At 48.4% G+C, this 16,010-nt stretch carries 14 protein-coding genes and 1 pseudogene; 7 read left to right on the top strand and 8 right to left on the bottom strand.

The window, feature by feature from the left end:
* Window positions 1-279: 279 nt before the first annotated feature.
* The gene (locus ACOJUO_RS14915; protein WP_422137386.1) at window positions 280-1,950 is read left to right on the top strand and encodes a C2H2-type zinc finger protein; all 1,671 of its coding nucleotides are present in this window, start codon (window positions 280-282) and stop codon (window positions 1,948-1,950) included.
* Between the two features lie 341 nt (window positions 1,951-2,291).
* Entirely contained in the window at window positions 2,292-3,902 is a 1,611-nt protein-coding gene (locus tag ACOJUO_RS14910; protein WP_422137385.1) for a C2H2-type zinc finger protein, read from the top strand.
* A 45-nt stretch (window positions 3,903-3,947) separates the two neighbouring features.
* On the opposite strand, the gene ACOJUO_RS14905 is transcribed toward ACOJUO_RS14910, so the two are convergent.
* Window positions 3,948-4,562 (bottom strand): hypothetical protein, encoded by a 615-nt coding sequence (locus tag ACOJUO_RS14905; RefSeq protein ID WP_422137384.1) that lies wholly within the window; start codon window positions 4,560-4,562, stop codon window positions 3,948-3,950.
* A gap of 67 nt (window positions 4,563-4,629) precedes the next feature.
* Window positions 4,630-5,088 (bottom strand): Lrp/AsnC family transcriptional regulator, encoded by a 459-nt coding sequence (locus ACOJUO_RS14900; RefSeq protein ID WP_422132815.1) that lies wholly within the window; start codon window positions 5,086-5,088, stop codon window positions 4,630-4,632.
* A 145-nt stretch (window positions 5,089-5,233) separates the two neighbouring features.
* Between ACOJUO_RS14900 and ACOJUO_RS14895 the strand changes: the two genes are divergently transcribed.
* Complete coding sequence (locus ACOJUO_RS14895) at window positions 5,234-6,145, top strand: DMT family transporter (RefSeq protein ID WP_422132814.1); 912 nt, start codon at window positions 5,234-5,236, stop codon at window positions 6,143-6,145.
* 56 nt (window positions 6,146-6,201) lie between these two features.
* On the opposite strand, the gene ACOJUO_RS14890 is transcribed toward ACOJUO_RS14895, so the two are convergent.
* Together ACOJUO_RS14890 and ACOJUO_RS14885 are read right to left on the bottom strand one after the other, a co-directional pair.
* Window positions 6,202-6,681 carry an FKBP-type peptidyl-prolyl cis-trans isomerase gene (locus ACOJUO_RS14890; RefSeq protein WP_422132813.1) on the bottom strand — a complete coding sequence of 160 codons (480 nt, stop codon included), beginning with the start codon at window positions 6,679-6,681 and terminating at the stop codon, window positions 6,202-6,204.
* A 93-nt stretch (window positions 6,682-6,774) separates the two neighbouring features.
* Window positions 6,775-10,380, bottom strand: a complete 3,606-nt coding sequence (locus tag ACOJUO_RS14885; protein ID WP_422137383.1) for a hypothetical protein — start codon at window positions 10,378-10,380, stop codon at window positions 6,775-6,777.
* An 11-nt stretch (window positions 10,381-10,391) separates the two neighbouring features.
* On the opposite strand from ACOJUO_RS14885, the gene ACOJUO_RS14880 reads away from it, so the two are divergent.
* Window positions 10,392-11,126 carry a DNA-3-methyladenine glycosylase I gene (locus ACOJUO_RS14880; RefSeq protein ID WP_422137382.1) on the top strand — a complete coding sequence of 245 codons (735 nt, stop codon included), beginning with the start codon at window positions 10,392-10,394 and terminating at the stop codon, window positions 11,124-11,126.
* A 258-nt stretch (window positions 11,127-11,384) separates the two neighbouring features.
* Here the strand turns inward: ACOJUO_RS14880 and ACOJUO_RS14875 are convergent, their stop codons facing one another.
* Both ACOJUO_RS14875 and ACOJUO_RS14870 read right to left on the bottom strand, forming a co-directional pair.
* Entirely contained in the window at window positions 11,385-11,717 is a 333-nt protein-coding gene (locus tag ACOJUO_RS14875; protein ID WP_422137381.1) for a type II toxin-antitoxin system RelE/ParE family toxin, read from the bottom strand.
* Entirely contained in the window at window positions 11,710-11,970 is a 261-nt protein-coding gene (locus ACOJUO_RS14870; RefSeq protein WP_422137380.1) for a type II toxin-antitoxin system Phd/YefM family antitoxin, read from the bottom strand. Before ACOJUO_RS14870 ends, ACOJUO_RS14875 begins: the two co-directional genes overlap by 8 nt.
* 226 nt (window positions 11,971-12,196) lie before the next feature.
* Between ACOJUO_RS14870 and ACOJUO_RS14865 the strand changes: the two are divergent.
* A pseudogene (locus ACOJUO_RS14865) lies at window positions 12,197-12,417 on the top strand (DNA-3-methyladenine glycosylase I).
* Window positions 12,418-12,628: 211 nt separating this feature from the next.
* Here ACOJUO_RS14865 and ACOJUO_RS14860 read toward each other — a convergent pair.
* Window positions 12,629-12,829 carry a type II toxin-antitoxin system PrlF family antitoxin gene (locus ACOJUO_RS14860; RefSeq protein WP_422132784.1) on the bottom strand — a complete coding sequence of 67 codons (201 nt, stop codon included), beginning with the start codon at window positions 12,827-12,829 and terminating at the stop codon, window positions 12,629-12,631.
* A 157-nt stretch (window positions 12,830-12,986) separates the two neighbouring features.
* Here ACOJUO_RS14860 and ACOJUO_RS14855 point away from each other — a divergent pair, with 157 nt between their 5' ends.
* Window positions 12,987-13,757, top strand: coding sequence for a type IV pili methyl-accepting chemotaxis transducer N-terminal domain-containing protein (locus tag ACOJUO_RS14855; RefSeq protein WP_422132783.1), 771 nt, complete (start codon window positions 12,987-12,989; stop codon window positions 13,755-13,757).
* Window positions 13,758-13,990: 233 nt separating this feature from the next.
* Window positions 13,991-14,650 (top strand): hypothetical protein, encoded by a 660-nt coding sequence (locus tag ACOJUO_RS14850; protein WP_422137379.1) that lies wholly within the window; start codon window positions 13,991-13,993, stop codon window positions 14,648-14,650.
* Between the two features lie 277 nt (window positions 14,651-14,927).
* Here ACOJUO_RS14850 and ACOJUO_RS14845 read toward each other — a convergent pair whose 3' ends face one another.
* Entirely contained in the window at window positions 14,928-15,842 is a 915-nt protein-coding gene (locus tag ACOJUO_RS14845; protein ID WP_422137378.1) for a Tim44 domain-containing protein, read from the bottom strand.
* Window positions 15,843-16,010 lie beyond the last annotated feature (168 nt).

Below are 16,010 nucleotides of genomic sequence, written 5' to 3'. Positions count from 1 at the left end.
ACTCCCAATTGCGCTGAAGATTTGAGCCTTAATCCTGCGTTGGCGATCGTCGCCATAGCCAAGGCTCAAATCTCCATGCTCACAAGAAATACCAGCCACCTCCCAACAGCATCACAAACAGGATGGCCCATCGATCTGCATCATGCCCCTGCGTCAAGGGATGCTCAACGGCCCTTTTAAAAACACACTTATCTTCTTGATCTATCCTTCCTATCGGTAAACCAGAGCAAGGATAGAATTATTAAATACTTACTCTTTACAGCACTGCTATTACTGTCATTGTCTGTCGTCTTTCAGGCCGAGCCGTCGGGAAGAGATTTTATTGTCAGGCCTGCACAGAATACAGATAATCCAAACCCGTGCTTTTCTATAAAACGAGACCGAACGGTCCGGCCAGGCAGCCATTTTTTTTGGGTACCTGACGAAGTGGTTGTCGGATTTGCGATCACTACTGTGCTATTTAACTCTGGGCATGACCCATCACAATACCGGCCATCAACATCATCATCCGGCCAACAAACCTCACCAGCCACCAGCCACTCCGGGGGCTCTTTTACCAGCCCACTGAACACTGATAATGACGACGGTAACGGAAACCCTCAACAACACCTGCATACTTTCGATTTAAACTGTTATACCTCTCCCTGCCATGGCCTTTGTCAACGGCGACCATTACCCGACAGCACCGAGCCAGGGCAATGGCTGCCGAATTTTGAAGAGAGTTGGACAGACCAGACAGAAGCAACACACGAACAAGACTCATACTCCCATTTAGCCGATGACTGTTTTATTTGTATGGGTCATCTTGAGTTTCCAGAGGCCCAACTCCCCCAATACAATGCGCCTATCGAAACACTGGCCGAACCGGGCATTCAGCCCCAGGGTACTTCTGGCCTTTCTGCCACCGCTGATGGTTTTGCTGTCATTAATGACTCGTTCACTGTCCCGGGCCCTCCCGAAGCGGTCGGGATTTCCATTGCTCTTGCCCAGAGAGGCACGTTACAAGCCCGGAAAGAGGATAAAACCAGACAAAAAACCTGCGACGCACCCCTGGTCGGGGCGGATGGCCACACGAAAGCCCTGTCAAATCACAAAAGGAAAGATGACACCGAAGCTCAAACCTGTCCTGAGTGCCAGAAGACCCTGTCAGACGCGAAGGCCCTTTCGAGTCACAAAAGGCAATATCATAGTGGAGAGAAAACCTGTTCTAAGTGTCTAAAGACCTTGCGCAACACTCAAGCCCTGTGGGATCACAGAAAAAAAAATCACAGCGGAGTAAAAACCTGCCCCCAGTGCCAGAAGACCCTGCCAAACACGAAAGCCCTGTGGATTCACAAAAGAAAAGATCACACCGGAGTGCAAACCTGCCCTGACTGCCAGAGGACCCTGTCAAACACTCAATCCCTCGCGGATCACAAAAGTCACTATCACACCGGAGTGCAAACCTGCCCTCTGTGTCAGAAGGCCCTGCCAAACTCGAGAGCCCTGTCGGTTCACAAAAAAAAAGATCACACCGGAGTGCAAACCTGCCCTGAGTGCCAGAAGACTTTGCCAAACGCGAAAGCCCTATCGTACCATAAAAGAAAAGATCACAGCCGAGTGCGAATCTGCCCTGAGTGCCAGAAGCCCCTGCGAAACGCTCAAGCCCTGTTGGATCATAAAAGAAAAGATCACAGCGGAGTGCAAACCTGCCCTGAATGCCAGAAGACCCTGCCAAATGCTCAAGCCTTGTCGTATCACAAAAAATGTCATACTGGAGTGCAAACCTGCCCTGAGTGCCAGAAGACCCTGCCAAATGCAAAAGCCCTGTCGAATCACAAAAGCAAAGTACACACCGGAGTACAAACCTGCCCTGAGTGCCAGAAGACCCTGCCAAACGCGAAAGCTCTGACGTATCACAAAAGTCAACACCGGAAACGAAAGCTTGATGACTCAAAGTCAAGTGATTGATTTGTGCTTGTCATTGGATCACCTAAACACAACCAGAATGACCCATCGGTCTGCATCATGCCCCTGCGTTAAGGTATGCTCAACGGCCTTTTTAAAAACACACTTATCTTCTTGATCTATCCTTCCTATCTGTAAACCAGAGCAAGGATAGAATTATTAAATACTTACTCTTTACAGCACTGCTATTACTGTCATTGTCTGTCTTCTTTCTTGCCGAGCCGTCGGAAAGAGATTTTATTTTCAAGCCTGCACACAATACAGATAATCCAAACCCGTGCTTTTCTATAAAACGAGACCGACCGGCCCGGCCAGGCAGCCATTTTTTTTGGATACCTGTCGAAGTGGTTGTCGGATTTGCGATCACTACTGTGCTATTTAACTCAGGGCATGACCCATCACAATACCGGCCATCAACATCATCATCCGGCCAACAAACCTCATCAGTCACCAGCCACTCCGGGGACTCTTTTACCAGCCCGCTGAACACTGATAATGACGACGGTAACGGAGGCCCTCAACAACACCTGCATACTTTGGATTTAAACTGTTATACCCCTCCCTGCCATGGCCTTTGTCAACTGCGACCATCACCCGACAGCATCGAGCCAGGGCAATGGCTGCTGAATTTTGAAGAGAGTTGGACAGGCAAGACAGAAGCAACACACGAACAAGACTCATACTCCCATTTAGCCGATGGCGACTGTTTTATTTGTATGGGTCATTTTGAGTCTCTGGAGACCCTACTCCCCCAACACAATGTGCCTTTCGAAATACTGGCCGATCCGGGCATTCAGCCCCAGGGTGCTTCTGGCCTGTCTACCACCACTGATGGTTTTGCTGTCATTAATGACTCGTTCACTGTCCCGGGCCCTCCCGAAGCAGTCGGGATTTCCATTGCACTTACCCAGGGAAGCACAGTACAAGCCCGAAAAGACGACAAAACCAGACAAAAAACCTGCAATGCAACCCTGGTCGGAGCGGATGGCCACACGAAACCCCTGTCAAATCACAAAAGGAAAGATGATACCGGAGCTCGAACCTGTCCTGAGAGTCAGAGAGCCCTGTCAGACGCAAAGTCCCTTGCGAGTCACAAAAGGCAATATCATACTGGAGAGAAAACCTGTTCTGAGTGTCTAAAGACCTTGCGCAACAATCAAGCCCTGTGGGATCACAGAAAAAAAAGTCACAGCGGAGTGAAAACCTGCCCCCAGTGCCAGAAGACGCTGCCAAACTCGAAAGCCCTGTCGGATCACAAAAGAAAAGATCACAGCGGAGTGCAAACCTGCCCTGACTGCCAAAGGACCCTGCCAAACGCTCAATCCCTCTCGGAACACAAAAGTCACTATCACACCGGAGTGCAAACCTGCCCTCAGTGTCAGAAGACCCTGCCAAACACGAGAGCCTTGTCGGATCACAAAAGGAAAGATCACACCGGAGTGCAAAGCTGCCCTGAGTGCCAGAAGACCCTGCCAAACACGAAAGCCCTGTCGGATCATAAAAGAAAAGATCACAGCGGTGTGCGAACCTGCCCTAAGTGCCAGAAGACCCTGCGAAACGCTCAAGCCCTGTCGGATCACAAAAGGAAAGATCACAGCGGAGTGCAAACCTGCCCTGAATGCCAGAAGACCTTGCCAAATGCTCAAGCCCTGTCGCATCACAAAAGGCGTTATCACACCGGAGTGCAGACCTGCCCTGAGTGCCAGAAGGCCCTGCCAAATGCAAAAGCCCTGTCGAATCACAAAAGGCGTTATCACACCGGAGTGCAGACCTGCCCTGAGTGCCAGAAGACCCTGCCAAGCTCTCAAGCCCTGTGGGCTGACAAAAGCAAAGATCACACCGGAGTGCAAACCTGCCCTGAGTGCCAGAAGACCCTGCCAAACGCGAAAGCCCTGACGGAACACAAAAGTCAACACCGGAAACGAAAGCTTGGCGACTCAAAGTCAAGCGATTGATTTGTGCTTGTCGTTGGCTCACCCGGGAGGCGAAGTCGGCTGTCTTCAGACAAAATATCGAATCACTATCTCAACATTGAGCCGACCCTTATTATATTGGTGCACCAACAACATACAGAAGGCCAGTGTTATCAACGGAAGAAGCCGCTTTTTCTCTTCACTTAAGAAATACCAGCCACCTCCCAACAGCATCACAGCCAGAATGGCCCAATGGCCAACCTCGTGCTCCTGCGGCATGGTGTGGAACAGCACCACAAAACAACCCACAATATTGAACAGAATCCAGAGTGGCGAGAGCATCCCGATACTGCCCAGTATTGGAAACCTGATCAATGCTCCACCGGTCCATGTTTTTGGCTGGATATCGGACGACAAATGCAGCGCAATCCCCATTGCCAGACCGCCTGCAACGAAGGGCAGATCAAGCATCAAGGGCAATACCGCCAGAAGGCACGAATGAGTAATTCCTGAACGGTGACTCAGCCCTGGTAAAGCCAGATCAATATCCGGCAATCGAATACCGGCAATCAGTCCACTCAGGAACAGCAGTACTGATTCAAACCGGACGATGGCCTGAAAATAATCGGGAAAATAATGCCGCCCTGCCAGAACAGAAGCCGCCAGCAGACAACCCGCTAACGGAGAAGTGATGTGTCGCATACAACCGGAACAACTAAAGATATGAGGGTGAAACCAGTCTAGTACATGATTTCGATGAGTCTCATAGTCAACCCAATGGCAGGTAAGTGGTATTTTTCAGCTTCTCCATAGCAAAGGAAGAGGTCACTTCACTGAGTCCAGTCACACTGTTTACCAGTCGCTTATAGAATACGTCAAAGGCTGCCATATCCCTGACCAGCACTTTCATCATATAGTCGTACTCTCCTGCCATCCGGAAGAACTCAATCACTTCGGCAAAGTCACTGACTTCCGAGACAAAAGCCTCATACCATTCATTGCTGTGATTTTGGGTTTTGATATTCACAAAAGCAGTGAGGTGTAAACCCAGTTTTTCACTGTCCAGCAGCGCCACCCGCTGAGTGATATAGCCCTCTTCTTCCAGCCTTTTCAACCGCTTCCAGCAGGGTGAGACGGTTAACCCTACCCTGTCGGCAATATCAGCCACTGGAATGGATGCATCCCGCTGAAGGCAGTCAAGAATCAGTTTATCCTTTTTATCAAGCATAATAGAGAATTATTTTTCCCAAAACTTTTTAAATCATGACGACTTTGACAACATTTTTCCAGCTTTGTCATTTAAACTTTTCATCATAGGTAATAATTAGCAACAACTGTTTTTCAGCCATTGAACGTATTACGAGGATGTTGGCATGAGCACAAAGACCCGGGTCAGCCTTTTGTTTGTTACTGTCTGCTTCATTTGGGGGACGACATGGCTGGCTATGGAACTGGCTGTTGCTACTATTCCGCCCATTACCGCTACCGGCATTCGTTTTGCTGTTGCAGCACCCCTGATTCTTCTGCTGGCCAGATTGAAAGGCGTTACGATCTGGTTCCCAAAGAATAAAAGTCTGGAGTTTTTCCTGATCAGTCTGTTTTACTTTGCCATCCCCTTTACCCTGATGATTTTTGGCGAACAATATATTTCATCGGGACTGGCGTCTATCATCTTCGCCAATATGCCGGTCGTCGTTCTGATCTTTTCGGTATTACTCCAGCGCCATAAGGTGGCTATGCACCAGCTGGCGGGGCTGGTCATAGCCCTGGGCAGCCTGGTGACTATTATTGGTAACGAAATGTCGGTCAACAGTAACGGCAGCCTGATGGGTGTGATTGCACTGGTCGTTGCCGTGCTCATGCATGCCCTGATTTACACCAGTGTCCAGACTCGTTGTGAGGGTATTCATGTGCTGACCTACAATGCCCTCCCCTGTCTGATGGCAGCGGTATTTCTGATGATTACGGGCTACTTCATGGAAACGCCGGATATAAACAGTTTCTCGGCGCTCTCACTCAGCGCAGTGATCTATCTGGGTTCCGTAGCAGGGATTGGCGGCATTATGGCTTACTTCCAGTTAAACAAACTGGCCAGCCCATTCCAGGCTTCCATCTGTTTTCTGATCTTCCCGGTGATTGCACTCTGTCTGGACAGCCTGTTGAACGGAACAATGCTCAGCCATGAGTCTCTGTTCCTGACTCTGTTCCTGATGCTCGGTGTATTTTTGACCAAATTGCCAGAAAAAACTTTCAGAAAAAACAAGATCTTGTTCAAAAGAAGCTAATGCTTTTTACCGTCATAAAAAAAACCGGGCTATTCACCCGGTTTTTTATGACTGATTCAATGCTCGTGACCACCGGGTCCATGTACATGACCATGATCCAGCTCTTCTTCTGTCGCATCACGAACTTCAACCACCTCAACGGCAAAGTTCAGGTCTTCCCCTGCCAGATGATGGTTGGCATCAATCACAACTTCATCGCCTTCAATGGCCGTAATGGTGACAATGCGTGGGCCGATAGCGGTATCTGCATGGAACTGCATACCTACTTCTACGTCGTGTTCACCAAACTGGGCACGGGGAATGGGCTGCACCAGACTTTCATCGTATTCGCCATAGGCTTGCGCAGCTTCTACAGAGACGTCCAGCTTGTCACCCGCCGTTTTTCCTTCCAGAGCACTTTCCAGACCGGCGATAATATTACCCGCACCGTGCAGATAGGCCAGAGGGTCATGACCTTCGGAACTGTCCAGAACTTCACCCCCGGCATTTTTCAGGGTGTAGTGGATCAGCGCGACTGTTTTGTCGGTAATGTTCATGAATTGAAATTCTCTGGAATGAATGAAAATAAAAGAACAGAATACCTGTCTGTCTGAAAAACGAACAGTTCTTTTTCCGGTTAAAATCACCCTCTATTCAGACATCATCCCGGAACGTGCTGACTCTGCCAACTCAAGGTGAAGCTGTGCCCTGTTTTCTCCCTCTTTGCCTGCCTGTTGCAACAACTCAACCGCTCTGGCCGGATTGGAAACCTTACCTTCAACACCGTAAAGGTAGCGTATACCGAGCTGGTAGAGTTCGTCCGGCCTGACATCGTGTAATCCTTTGTGTTTCATTCGCTTTTCCAGAGCATGAATACTCTTTTCAACCCTGGCAGTAGGATGTATGAAAATCTTCCGACCGTTTTCTATTCTGTTAGCCAGAATAGTTTTTGCTACTCTCCCTTTGACTCCCTCTCCCTGTGCAGCCATTTCCTCAAGCTGGTTCAGGGCTTTGTAGAAGGCAGAAGGTTTATGAACATGGGTCAACAAATCACCTGCTTCAGCCAGCAACGCATAAGGCTCCCGTTCTTCACAGAGTTGCTTCTGAAGCGCTATCGCTGCAGGGTATTTTTTCCTGGCAGCAAGCGATAACCTGCGGGCCGACTCAATACTCCGATGCTCTTTCTCGTCCTCGCTCATCTGATCCGGCCTGATGGCATGGAGCCCGTCTCTTAAAAGGACACTTGCATAGTAATTCAGTCTGGGATCTTCCGGCTTCTTCTTGAGTGCTTCTGCCAACACTTCATAAGCTTCTTTGATCAGCCCTGCCTGCGAAGCGGAAAGAGCCAAAGCTACAGGATCAATCTGTGAGCGGAAGGGCTGTTTCAGTATGGCTTGGGCCAGAGGCGGGGTAACAGGCCACTGAAGGCTCCTGAATAACAGGATGCCCCGACCAGCTGTACCCGGATACTGAAAAAATAATCCAGCTAATGTTTTCAAATAGCTGAAGGACAGTTGATCCCCACCCTTCGACCTCTCTATCCAGGGTTGAAGCTGCAACGTTTTCAGCAGACGCTCAGCCCGATCAGATCCGACCTGTCGACAATAGCTCTCCAGTGTTGAGAGAGCCTGCAGATCGCCCATATTGATCTTATGTATAAAATCTTTGTCGTCTGTTAAAGCATCACCCCAACAGACACCGGTGTAATGATGCAGCAAAACCGGAAGAGAGAGCTTTTCGCCCCGAACAGCCTCTTGCGGTGCTTTCATGATCGGAATGGGGTAACTCAATGGACCAATACCCAGTGAAATACAGAGCTGTTCGTCGGCCACATTCATACCCTTGAACGAAACCCAACCGGCTGCACCGATCAGACCACTTCTGAACCATTGATCCCATGAAGACCATTGTGTCCAGGCGGATTTATCCACATCCTTTTCATCCAGATCGAAAGAGAGAAACTCGGCTGTTTTCAGGTCCACCAGCCCCTTCTCCACCTTTACTTTGACTGACGCCTTCAGCTTTCTGCCCTTAAGAAAACCTGTGGGTATGTTTTGTCGGATAGCTTGGGGAAGCTGCTCGAAATCCTCGATAAGGTCATCACCACTCAAAAAAACATCGTTGAGATAAACGTATCCAGTGCCTTCTTCATCCAGCTTTGTAGTCAGGTTTCCAACCTTGACAGAGCCGGCTCTGACGCCATCGATACTGATATTTCCCGGAGTGACTGCCGTAATCGCTGAAGATTGCCTTAAATCCCCTTCTTTGAACTTCGTATTAGAGACCTCACACTGATCCAAAGCCACATTGCCCCTGACTGGAACAGAAAACTTGCTGGCCTGAGTCTTAACGGTCACCAGCCCCTCACCTGATAAGTGTGTTTTACCGACACTGAACTTGAGTTCAGCATCTCCTTTTTCACTGTCTTTGAGATGAGCAGAGAGCTTCTGTATCTGCCCACCCAGGTTTTGGGGCAGCTCAATGCGGGTATCACGCCAATGAATCGAGGATGGCTGGCCATGGGTATCAACGATCAGCCGGTTTGTTTCAATTTCGGTTTGAACCTGCCCCTGATGCAGAGCCCTTGCAAGCTTTAAATCTTCACCTCTGACATCAGCATGACAATTAACACTGTTACCAGAATCCGCTCCCAGCTTCTGATTGAGCCTCAGCCCGGCTGAAAAGGTTTTTGCACGACCGCTAAAATCTGTTGCACCTCCATCCAGTTTGCCCTCCATATGAACCTTATTCAGATCCAGATGCGCTTGTGCTGCTCCGCTATTTTCCAGCTCCAGATGGCCTGCATCGAGTTCCAGATCGAAATCTCCAGACCCACTTTGAACTTTTTCTTTTGATAACTGCGCCTTCAACTGCAGATTAAGGTCGCTGGCTCTGGCCCTGAGACCGGAGGACTGTTTTTCCAGTTCAGAGACCCAGTCAAAATCTTCCTCTTTATCAGAGGTTATTAAATCCATAGGCTTGAGCTTTTTCTCGCGGGCAATACCATACAGGGCATCCGAAAGCCCTCCTGTATCCACTTCCATGGTTTTCACACTGACGGCCAGCCTTCTCTCCGTCTCACCCTGTGTGCACTCAAAAGGCTTGAGTTCACTAGCCACCTTAAGTCCTTCCATCCTGCTCAGTGGCAGAGGCAGACCTTTTCTGGCTATCTCAAGATCATGAACCATCAGATCAAATGGATGCTCGAGCAGAGAAAACATCTTGCTGATGCTTTCTTTCACCCCGATACTTAACCCCCCTGTAAATGCAAACAGGGCTGCCGGGTCCGGTTCATCCAGAGAAGCCTTTATTTTTCCAATGGTGACCCCTGTCCGGTTAAGCTCGAAGAAGGTGCCTTTCTGCCTGCGAATACGGTGAAGTGCCCTGAAAAAGCCTGCAATGCCCTTTCCACTAATATAGGCATTAATTCCTGCTACCACTCTGCCCTGAATACTGACATCCATATCCTTGATTTTGATATCCATCTTAAGGGGAGGCTGACCGGGCACATCAACATTAACAGAGCCCTTAACATCCAGGGTAATTTTGGGGTAGGTCTGGCCCGTGTCCGAATCCAAGAGCTCCACTTTGTGGACCCTTAACTCAACATGCTTCAAAGTGGCTTTGCCACCTCCCAGTGACAGTTCGTCCAGATGAACAGTATGATCCTTTAACTCTCCTCTATGCATAGCTTTGAAAGATCGCAACAGCCTGAGGTAACTACGAATCTCATTATCCCTGGCCACTCTTGCCTGCTTTTTCTGTTTACGCAACAGCATCTGCTTTTTTTTCAGAATCCGGCGTTCATCAAGCGTTTTCTTTAAAGGCTTGCTGTGTATCGCCTCCCTGACCCTTTTCAACTGTTTGTTCAGTTGTCTGACGACGGCCGCCCTGCGAAAGCTGACTTTTGACCGAACTTTTTTCAAGTCCAGCACCCAGATTATGACCGTAGCCAATAGTCTCTCGAACACGCTTGATCTAATTTTTGGCAGGGCGGGAAAGGCTGCTTCCGAGGTTGCAGGTATATCATCAATCTGAATCAGTGGCTGGGCATCGACCACTCTGGGGTGTCGGGAATCCAGACTTTGAGGAGCAGTGTGCCACCCTTCCTGCGGGAACGTTAATCCTTCCTCTCCATCCGCAACAGAAACATCTCGAAAGCCTGATGAAACGGTGTTTTTTGATGAAGGCTCATCCGGCAAATGAGGAGGTACAGGTGGCAACACAGAACCGGATGATGACACTTTGGATGGCATGACTTCCTTCCATGAAGTTGTTACTGTTTCAGCTTAGCCAAAATCACTGCCAACAGCTCAAGAGTGCCATTGACCTGTTCTCTAATGCTTTACTCTTCACGGCAACCAGTATGGGAGTCATCCTTTTGACAAATCAACGATGTGCCTGGTGCACAGAAGACCCGGACTACATTCGATATCATGATGAAGAGTGGGGCATTCCCTGTCACGACGATCAGAAGCTGTTCGAATTTCTGATTCTGGAAGGGGCCCAGGCTGGTCTCAGCTGGATCACCATACTCAAACGCCGGGAGGGCTACCGCAGAGCCTTTGCAGGCTTTAATCCGACAGCCGTCGCCCAATTCACCGGGCAAGATGTAGAAAGACTGCTCCAGGATGAAGGTATTGTCAGAAACCGGCTGAAAGTAAACAGTGCCATCAACAACGCCCGGGCCTTTCTGAACATTCAGGAAGAGTTTGGCAGCTTTAATCAATATATCTGGTCCTTTGTGAATCACACTCCAATCCGGAACCAGTGGAAAACCATGTCTGAGGTGCCGGTCACCACCCCGGAATCCAATGCCATGAGTAAAGACCTGAAAAAAAGAGGTTTTTCATTCGTAGGCAGCACTATCTGTTATGCCTACATGCAGGCTATGGGGATGGTGAATGATCATTTGGTGGGCTGTCCTTCGTACTCCTCACCACTGTTGGTGTCGGTTGAAGCAAAAGATGCTTCAACCGACAAGAGTGAATATCTGACGTAAGGTTAATATTTCTTTTATAGTCTGCAATTCATTCTTCTGAAATATCCATCATTAAGTACTCAACCATACGAAATCATATTTTCTGACTTATTGTTCAGGCACTCGCGGCAACTGCTCCTGCGTTGCTCTAGCTCCTGCATCCATGCAGTCGTGATGCGTTGCAACTCTGGTCACATAGCTTGCTATGTTCCCGTCGTTGCGCCTTGCAGAGCACCTGCCCAATAAGCCAGAAATATTCGATTCCGTATGGCTGAGTATTTAGTCCCAGTATGAAGAGTTTTTATTTTTTCTTCTGGCAAGGTGACTGAATGGCACCATCCGTTTATGTAATATACCGAACGCGATCAACATACTGTCACGCATGAAATAATAAATCACATGGCTAGCACAGGGAAAACTCAAAACGTTCGTCCCAACCTCCGGCCTCTGTGCGCCGAGAGTAGGACTTTCAGCAAGAAGTTGTATAGTTTTTCGGAGTTCGGAAATGTATTTTTTTGACTGTTCAATTCCCCATTGAGCTATTGTGTAGCGCCGGATTTCGATCAAGTCAGATTGAGCGTCGGGAGTTAAGAGATAGATTGCATCAGTCATGTTGTCCTGATTCCAGCTCATCAAAAAATGCATCTCCATCCGCCAGCTTGCCTGCTGCTATATCAGCTTCAGCCTGAGCTGCCTTTAACTGCAACATTTTCAACTTGAGTTCTTCGATGTCTTTGTAATCATCTGCTGAAATAACCACAGCAACGGGCTTACCATTCTTACTGATTTGGACCGGGCGACTCTGTGCCTTTAGCAACATGTCACCAAAATTTGTTTTCGCTTCATTAGCGGTTAGAGCTTCCATTGTCAATGATTCTCCCAGTTTCGTTCGATTCGTTCAATATAATCGAATCAACCTATTTCCGCAAAAATATGGAAAATTAAATTTCTGCTCGTCATCTTCGAAGGTCAACCCAAAAGCCCGTATCACCTTCGAAAAACCGTAAGCAGAGTCTTGCTTTGGTCGGCTCCATCGGATAAAACAACGTAGTTCATACTGCTGCTTGGGTGTCCCCAGACCTCCACCGGGCATGAATCACACTCCAATCCGGAACCAGTGGAAAACCATGTCTGAGGTGCCTGTCACCACCCCGGAATCCAATGCCATGAGTAAAGACCTGAAAAAAGAGATTTTTCATTCGTAGGCAGCACTATCTGTTATACCTACATGCAAGCTATGGGGATGGTGAATGATCATTTGGTGGGCTGTCCTTCGTACTCCTCATCAGTTTCCTTGTCAGACAAACCATAAAGTGGTTTTTGCGGCAACGGCTCTGCACAAACGGTGACTTTCAAGGATATGCAGGATTAGAGGGATTGCCTGAAACCCGTTCAAATGCCAACTGGTTGATTGCCGCCAGTCGTTTTGTGGCGTTTTTCTTTTGAAAGTCGAGATCGATATCAATCTCCCCAACCAGATCACTGAGCTTCCGAGCAAGCTCCGGGGAAAACGGCTTCAGTGTTCAGGGGTGGTTTTTCATATCCCGCTCAAGAAAATCCAGGAAGCCTGCTATTACAGGGTCTCTTTTGTCACTCTGGCACTTAAAAAGCAGGACGCTGCCATCGGAGCGAATCTCATACTGAAGCTTTTCCTGCTTGTTTAATTCCAGCGCCTTTCTGACCGAGGCCGGAATAATCGTCTGAGAACTATTCAGCTCTGGCATATATTCTGCACATAGCTTTGCAACATAACCTGTTGAACCAAAAACTCATCAGGATGCCCCCGGATAGCGCAGAGAGCGAACAATAACAGTGCAAATTTCCAGAATACTTCCCGACTTCCGCCCACTTTTATTCTGTTATAAATTCCTGGGCTTTATTATGGCGTATTTAATCGCTTACTCAGGAGAAACTTCAGCCGCCCTGAACGATGCCGAAGCGGTCAACACATCCGGTTTGCAACGGATGCTGTCTCAGCGAGTCGCTAAAAGCTACCTGATGATCGGAGCCGACATTAACTCAGAAGACGCCAGAGAGCAGCTCGATAAAAGCATTACGCTGTTTGAAAATAACTTTCAGGCTTTATCAGATTATGCGCCCAACGGTGCAATCAAACATCAGCTGAATGTGGTTGCGAAAGACTGGGAAACTTACAAAAAAATGGCACTGTCAGAACCCGACAGAGAAGCTGCAGCTGACCTCATTCAAAAGGCTCTGAGGGTATTCAACAGCAGCAATGACCTGGTTACATTGATTGAAAAGCACTCTGCCACCAGCAAAGCCAGACTGGTCAATGTTTCAGGTCGACAGCGCGCGCTCAGCCAGAGAATAGCTATGTATTACCAGGCTCTGGCCTGGGGCGTCAGTGGCAGTATCTATGAGAAAGGTTTTGAGGAATCCATGGCTCTGTTTGAAAGCTCACTGAATGAACTCGACCAGTCCCCCGTGAATACCCCTGAAATCAAAAAGCTGCTCTCCAAGGTTAAAGCTCAATGGTTTTTTTCCAAATCAGGGTTTACGCAATATAAACAGGGACGCTATATGCCTACAGCCATCTCTGTGACCACAGAATCCATTCTCAAGAAAATGCAGGTGTTGACCCAAAAGTACGAACAGGTCATGGTCAATGATCAGGGGCTAGCCAGCAGTTAGTCCCCGGCTTCCTCAGCGGTATCACGCTACATACCTGTGAAACGCAAGCTGATCTCGGCAAGACCGTCATTATAAAAACCTCCCCAACTCAACACCGTCCTGGTGGCTGCGGGAGGTTTCTGGCTGCAAGGCTATACCCTCTCGCTTTGTCCTTTTCCTGCTTACAGCACGTGTTTATGAACTTCCCCTGTTTCTTCTTGTCAAATTTAAGTAAGCAATTAACGGAGTGACTTATGATTCCATCTAATTCAACTAAACCACCTTTATTGGTTACTGGTTCTGGCAAACCGACAACAGCGCCGGATCAGCCAGAAACGGCCAGAGCTACGGCTGTTGACGCCCAAAAAACATCTGGCCTTGATAATCCAACATCCCATGGTGCAGCCAGGCCATTGTCTTCATATTCTATTGAGTCTTCAGACGATGAATCTGAAGACAGTGATGAAGATTTTTCAAAACGGCTGGACGAATATCTTGAAGGCAGCAAAAGCGGAATTTTAAAACTGTTTTCGGATGAACGTGAATGGGTTGATATGGACAAAAACGTTCAAGCACTCAGGCTTGTTAATAGTTTATTCCTTGTTCATGTTCCTGATCAGGGTCGGGCCTACAAAGCCTGGTATATTTCCGGGATGGATTTGCATAATATATTCAAGCCAGAGTTACGAGATATACTCGGGGTGAACAGCCGCTTAGAAGCTGAAGCTTCTGACGACAGAGTAAAAACCTGGAAAGAATTCGTGCAAGAAACGCCTGGAACCAGCTATTTGTGTGGCCCTAATGCTGACGATAAAGTACGGAATTTTTTTGATGTTGACCCAGTTAATGTCACTAAAACCAAAAAAGGGCCAGTTACCGTCACATTTGATATTGCTACCAGAAGTTTTCGGTAAATGACATGAAGATCATCGACAATAGAGCCCAGTCAGGGAAAGGCAAAACACCTTTCCCTTCGGCTCTAAGTACTCAGCCATACGGAATCGAATATTTCTGGCTTATTGGGCAGGCGCTCTGCAAGGCGCAACGACGGGAGCATAGTAAGCTATGTGACCAGAGTTGCAACGCATCACGACTGCATGGATGCAGGAGCTAGAGCAACGCAGGAGCAGTTGCCGCGAGTGCCTGAACAATAAGTCAGAAAATATGATTTCGTATGGTTGAGTACTTACATCAGGCTTCAATACCCACAATCAGCCAGGGAGCATCGGGCTCTTTCAAGCTACGTTGCAGATGCCAGATATCGGTAATATCTTCTTCAACACCTTCAACGGTATCGCGATATTTACCGGTGAAGCGCACGCTGATCTCGGCAACAGTGTCGTTGTAATCAGCTCTGCCCAACTCAGCGTCCACAAAGATCACTTCGGTGTGCTGATCGCCACCCAAAGTGGCTCTTTCCGCTTTTAACTGTAAAAACAGTTCAGGGTCCAGATACTCACGTATGATGTCCAGATCGTTTTTATTCCATGCTTCCTGAAGCGTGCGGTAATGGTCTCTGGCACCATTCATGAATGCACTCAGGTTAAAGCCTTCTGGCAGATTCATCGGGACATCACTGGTTCCAAAACCGGTTTGAGGCAAGCTTGTTTGGTCAGCCTGACCGAAGTCATCTTCGCGCTGTTCCCTGTTCTGGCCAAACAGCTGATCTAACGAAGGGGAAGGCTTATTCTGGCCTGACTGTTCCGGGGTGAAGTGAGCATGATTGCCACCATGACCCGCTGCCGTAGCTTTGGCACGGTTCATACTGCGGAACACCTTGAAGAGCACAAAAGCCAGCAAAGCGATAATCAGAATATCCATCATCTGCAGACCAGTGAAAGCACCGCCGAACAGAGAGGCAATCAGCCCACCCGCCAGCAGGCCACCCAACAACCCGCCCAGCATGCCCTTGCGGGAGCCTTGAGCAGCTGTCTGTTTGCTACCCTGCTGAGGTGCTGCAGTCGGCTGTTTGGGAGCGGGAGCCGTGTTATAAGAACGGCCGAAGCTCTTGCCTCCTCCAAACTTTTTAGCATCGGCTACTGGTACGTTGAAGACGAAGCTGAAGGCCATGATGATGGCCATAAAAGAAGCAAATCGTTTTATCATGAATCCGAGAGTCTCTTGTTTCCAATACCCATGGGCCTTAATCCTATGGAGAGCCAGATTTATTGCAAGTCATTCCATAAAAAAACCGCATTAATCAATGAAATAAGTTAGGTACTTAAATCAGGTCTCAATTCATTCAGCCTGAGGAGATCTCTTTGTTTCTCCACA

The organism is Endozoicomonas sp. ALC020 (assembly GCF_049275935.1).
Lineage (GTDB): Bacteria > Pseudomonadota > Gammaproteobacteria > Pseudomonadales > Endozoicomonadaceae > Endozoicomonas_A.
This window is presented reverse-complemented; position numbering and strand designations above follow the sequence as displayed.

Excerpts from the sequence above, each read along its gene's own strand:
- ACOJUO_RS14905 (WP_422137384.1), bottom strand. The coding sequence starts at position 4,562 with ATGCGACACATCACTTCTCCGTTAGCGGGTTGTCTGCTGGCGGCTTCT.
- ACOJUO_RS14900 (WP_422132815.1), bottom strand. The coding sequence starts at position 5,088 with ATGCTTGATAAAAAGGATAAACTGATTCTTGACTGCCTTCAGCGGGAT.
- ACOJUO_RS14895 (WP_422132814.1), top strand. The coding sequence starts at position 5,234 with ATGAGCACAAAGACCCGGGTCAGCCTTTTGTTTGTTACTGTCTGCTTC.
- ACOJUO_RS14890 (WP_422132813.1), bottom strand. The coding sequence starts at position 6,681 with ATGAACATTACCGACAAAACAGTCGCGCTGATCCACTACACCCTGAAA.
- ACOJUO_RS14885 (WP_422137383.1), bottom strand. The coding sequence starts at position 10,380 with ATGCCATCCAAAGTGTCATCATCCGGTTCTGTGTTGCCACCTGTACCT.
- ACOJUO_RS14880 (WP_422137382.1), top strand. The coding sequence starts at position 10,392 with ATGAAGTTGTTACTGTTTCAGCTTAGCCAAAATCACTGCCAACAGCTC.
- ACOJUO_RS14875 (WP_422137381.1), bottom strand. The coding sequence starts at position 11,717 with ATGACTGATGCAATCTATCTCTTAACTCCCGACGCTCAATCTGACTTG.
- ACOJUO_RS14870 (WP_422137380.1), bottom strand. The coding sequence starts at position 11,970 with ATGGAAGCTCTAACCGCTAATGAAGCGAAAACAAATTTTGGTGACATG.
- ACOJUO_RS14860 (WP_422132784.1), bottom strand. The coding sequence starts at position 12,829 with ATGCCAGAGCTGAATAGTTCTCAGACGATTATTCCGGCCTCGGTCAGA.
- ACOJUO_RS14855 (WP_422132783.1), top strand. The coding sequence starts at position 12,987 with ATGGCGTATTTAATCGCTTACTCAGGAGAAACTTCAGCCGCCCTGAAC.
- ACOJUO_RS14850 (WP_422137379.1), top strand. The coding sequence starts at position 13,991 with ATGATTCCATCTAATTCAACTAAACCACCTTTATTGGTTACTGGTTCT.
- ACOJUO_RS14845 (WP_422137378.1), bottom strand. The coding sequence starts at position 15,842 with ATGATAAAACGATTTGCTTCTTTTATGGCCATCATCATGGCCTTCAGC.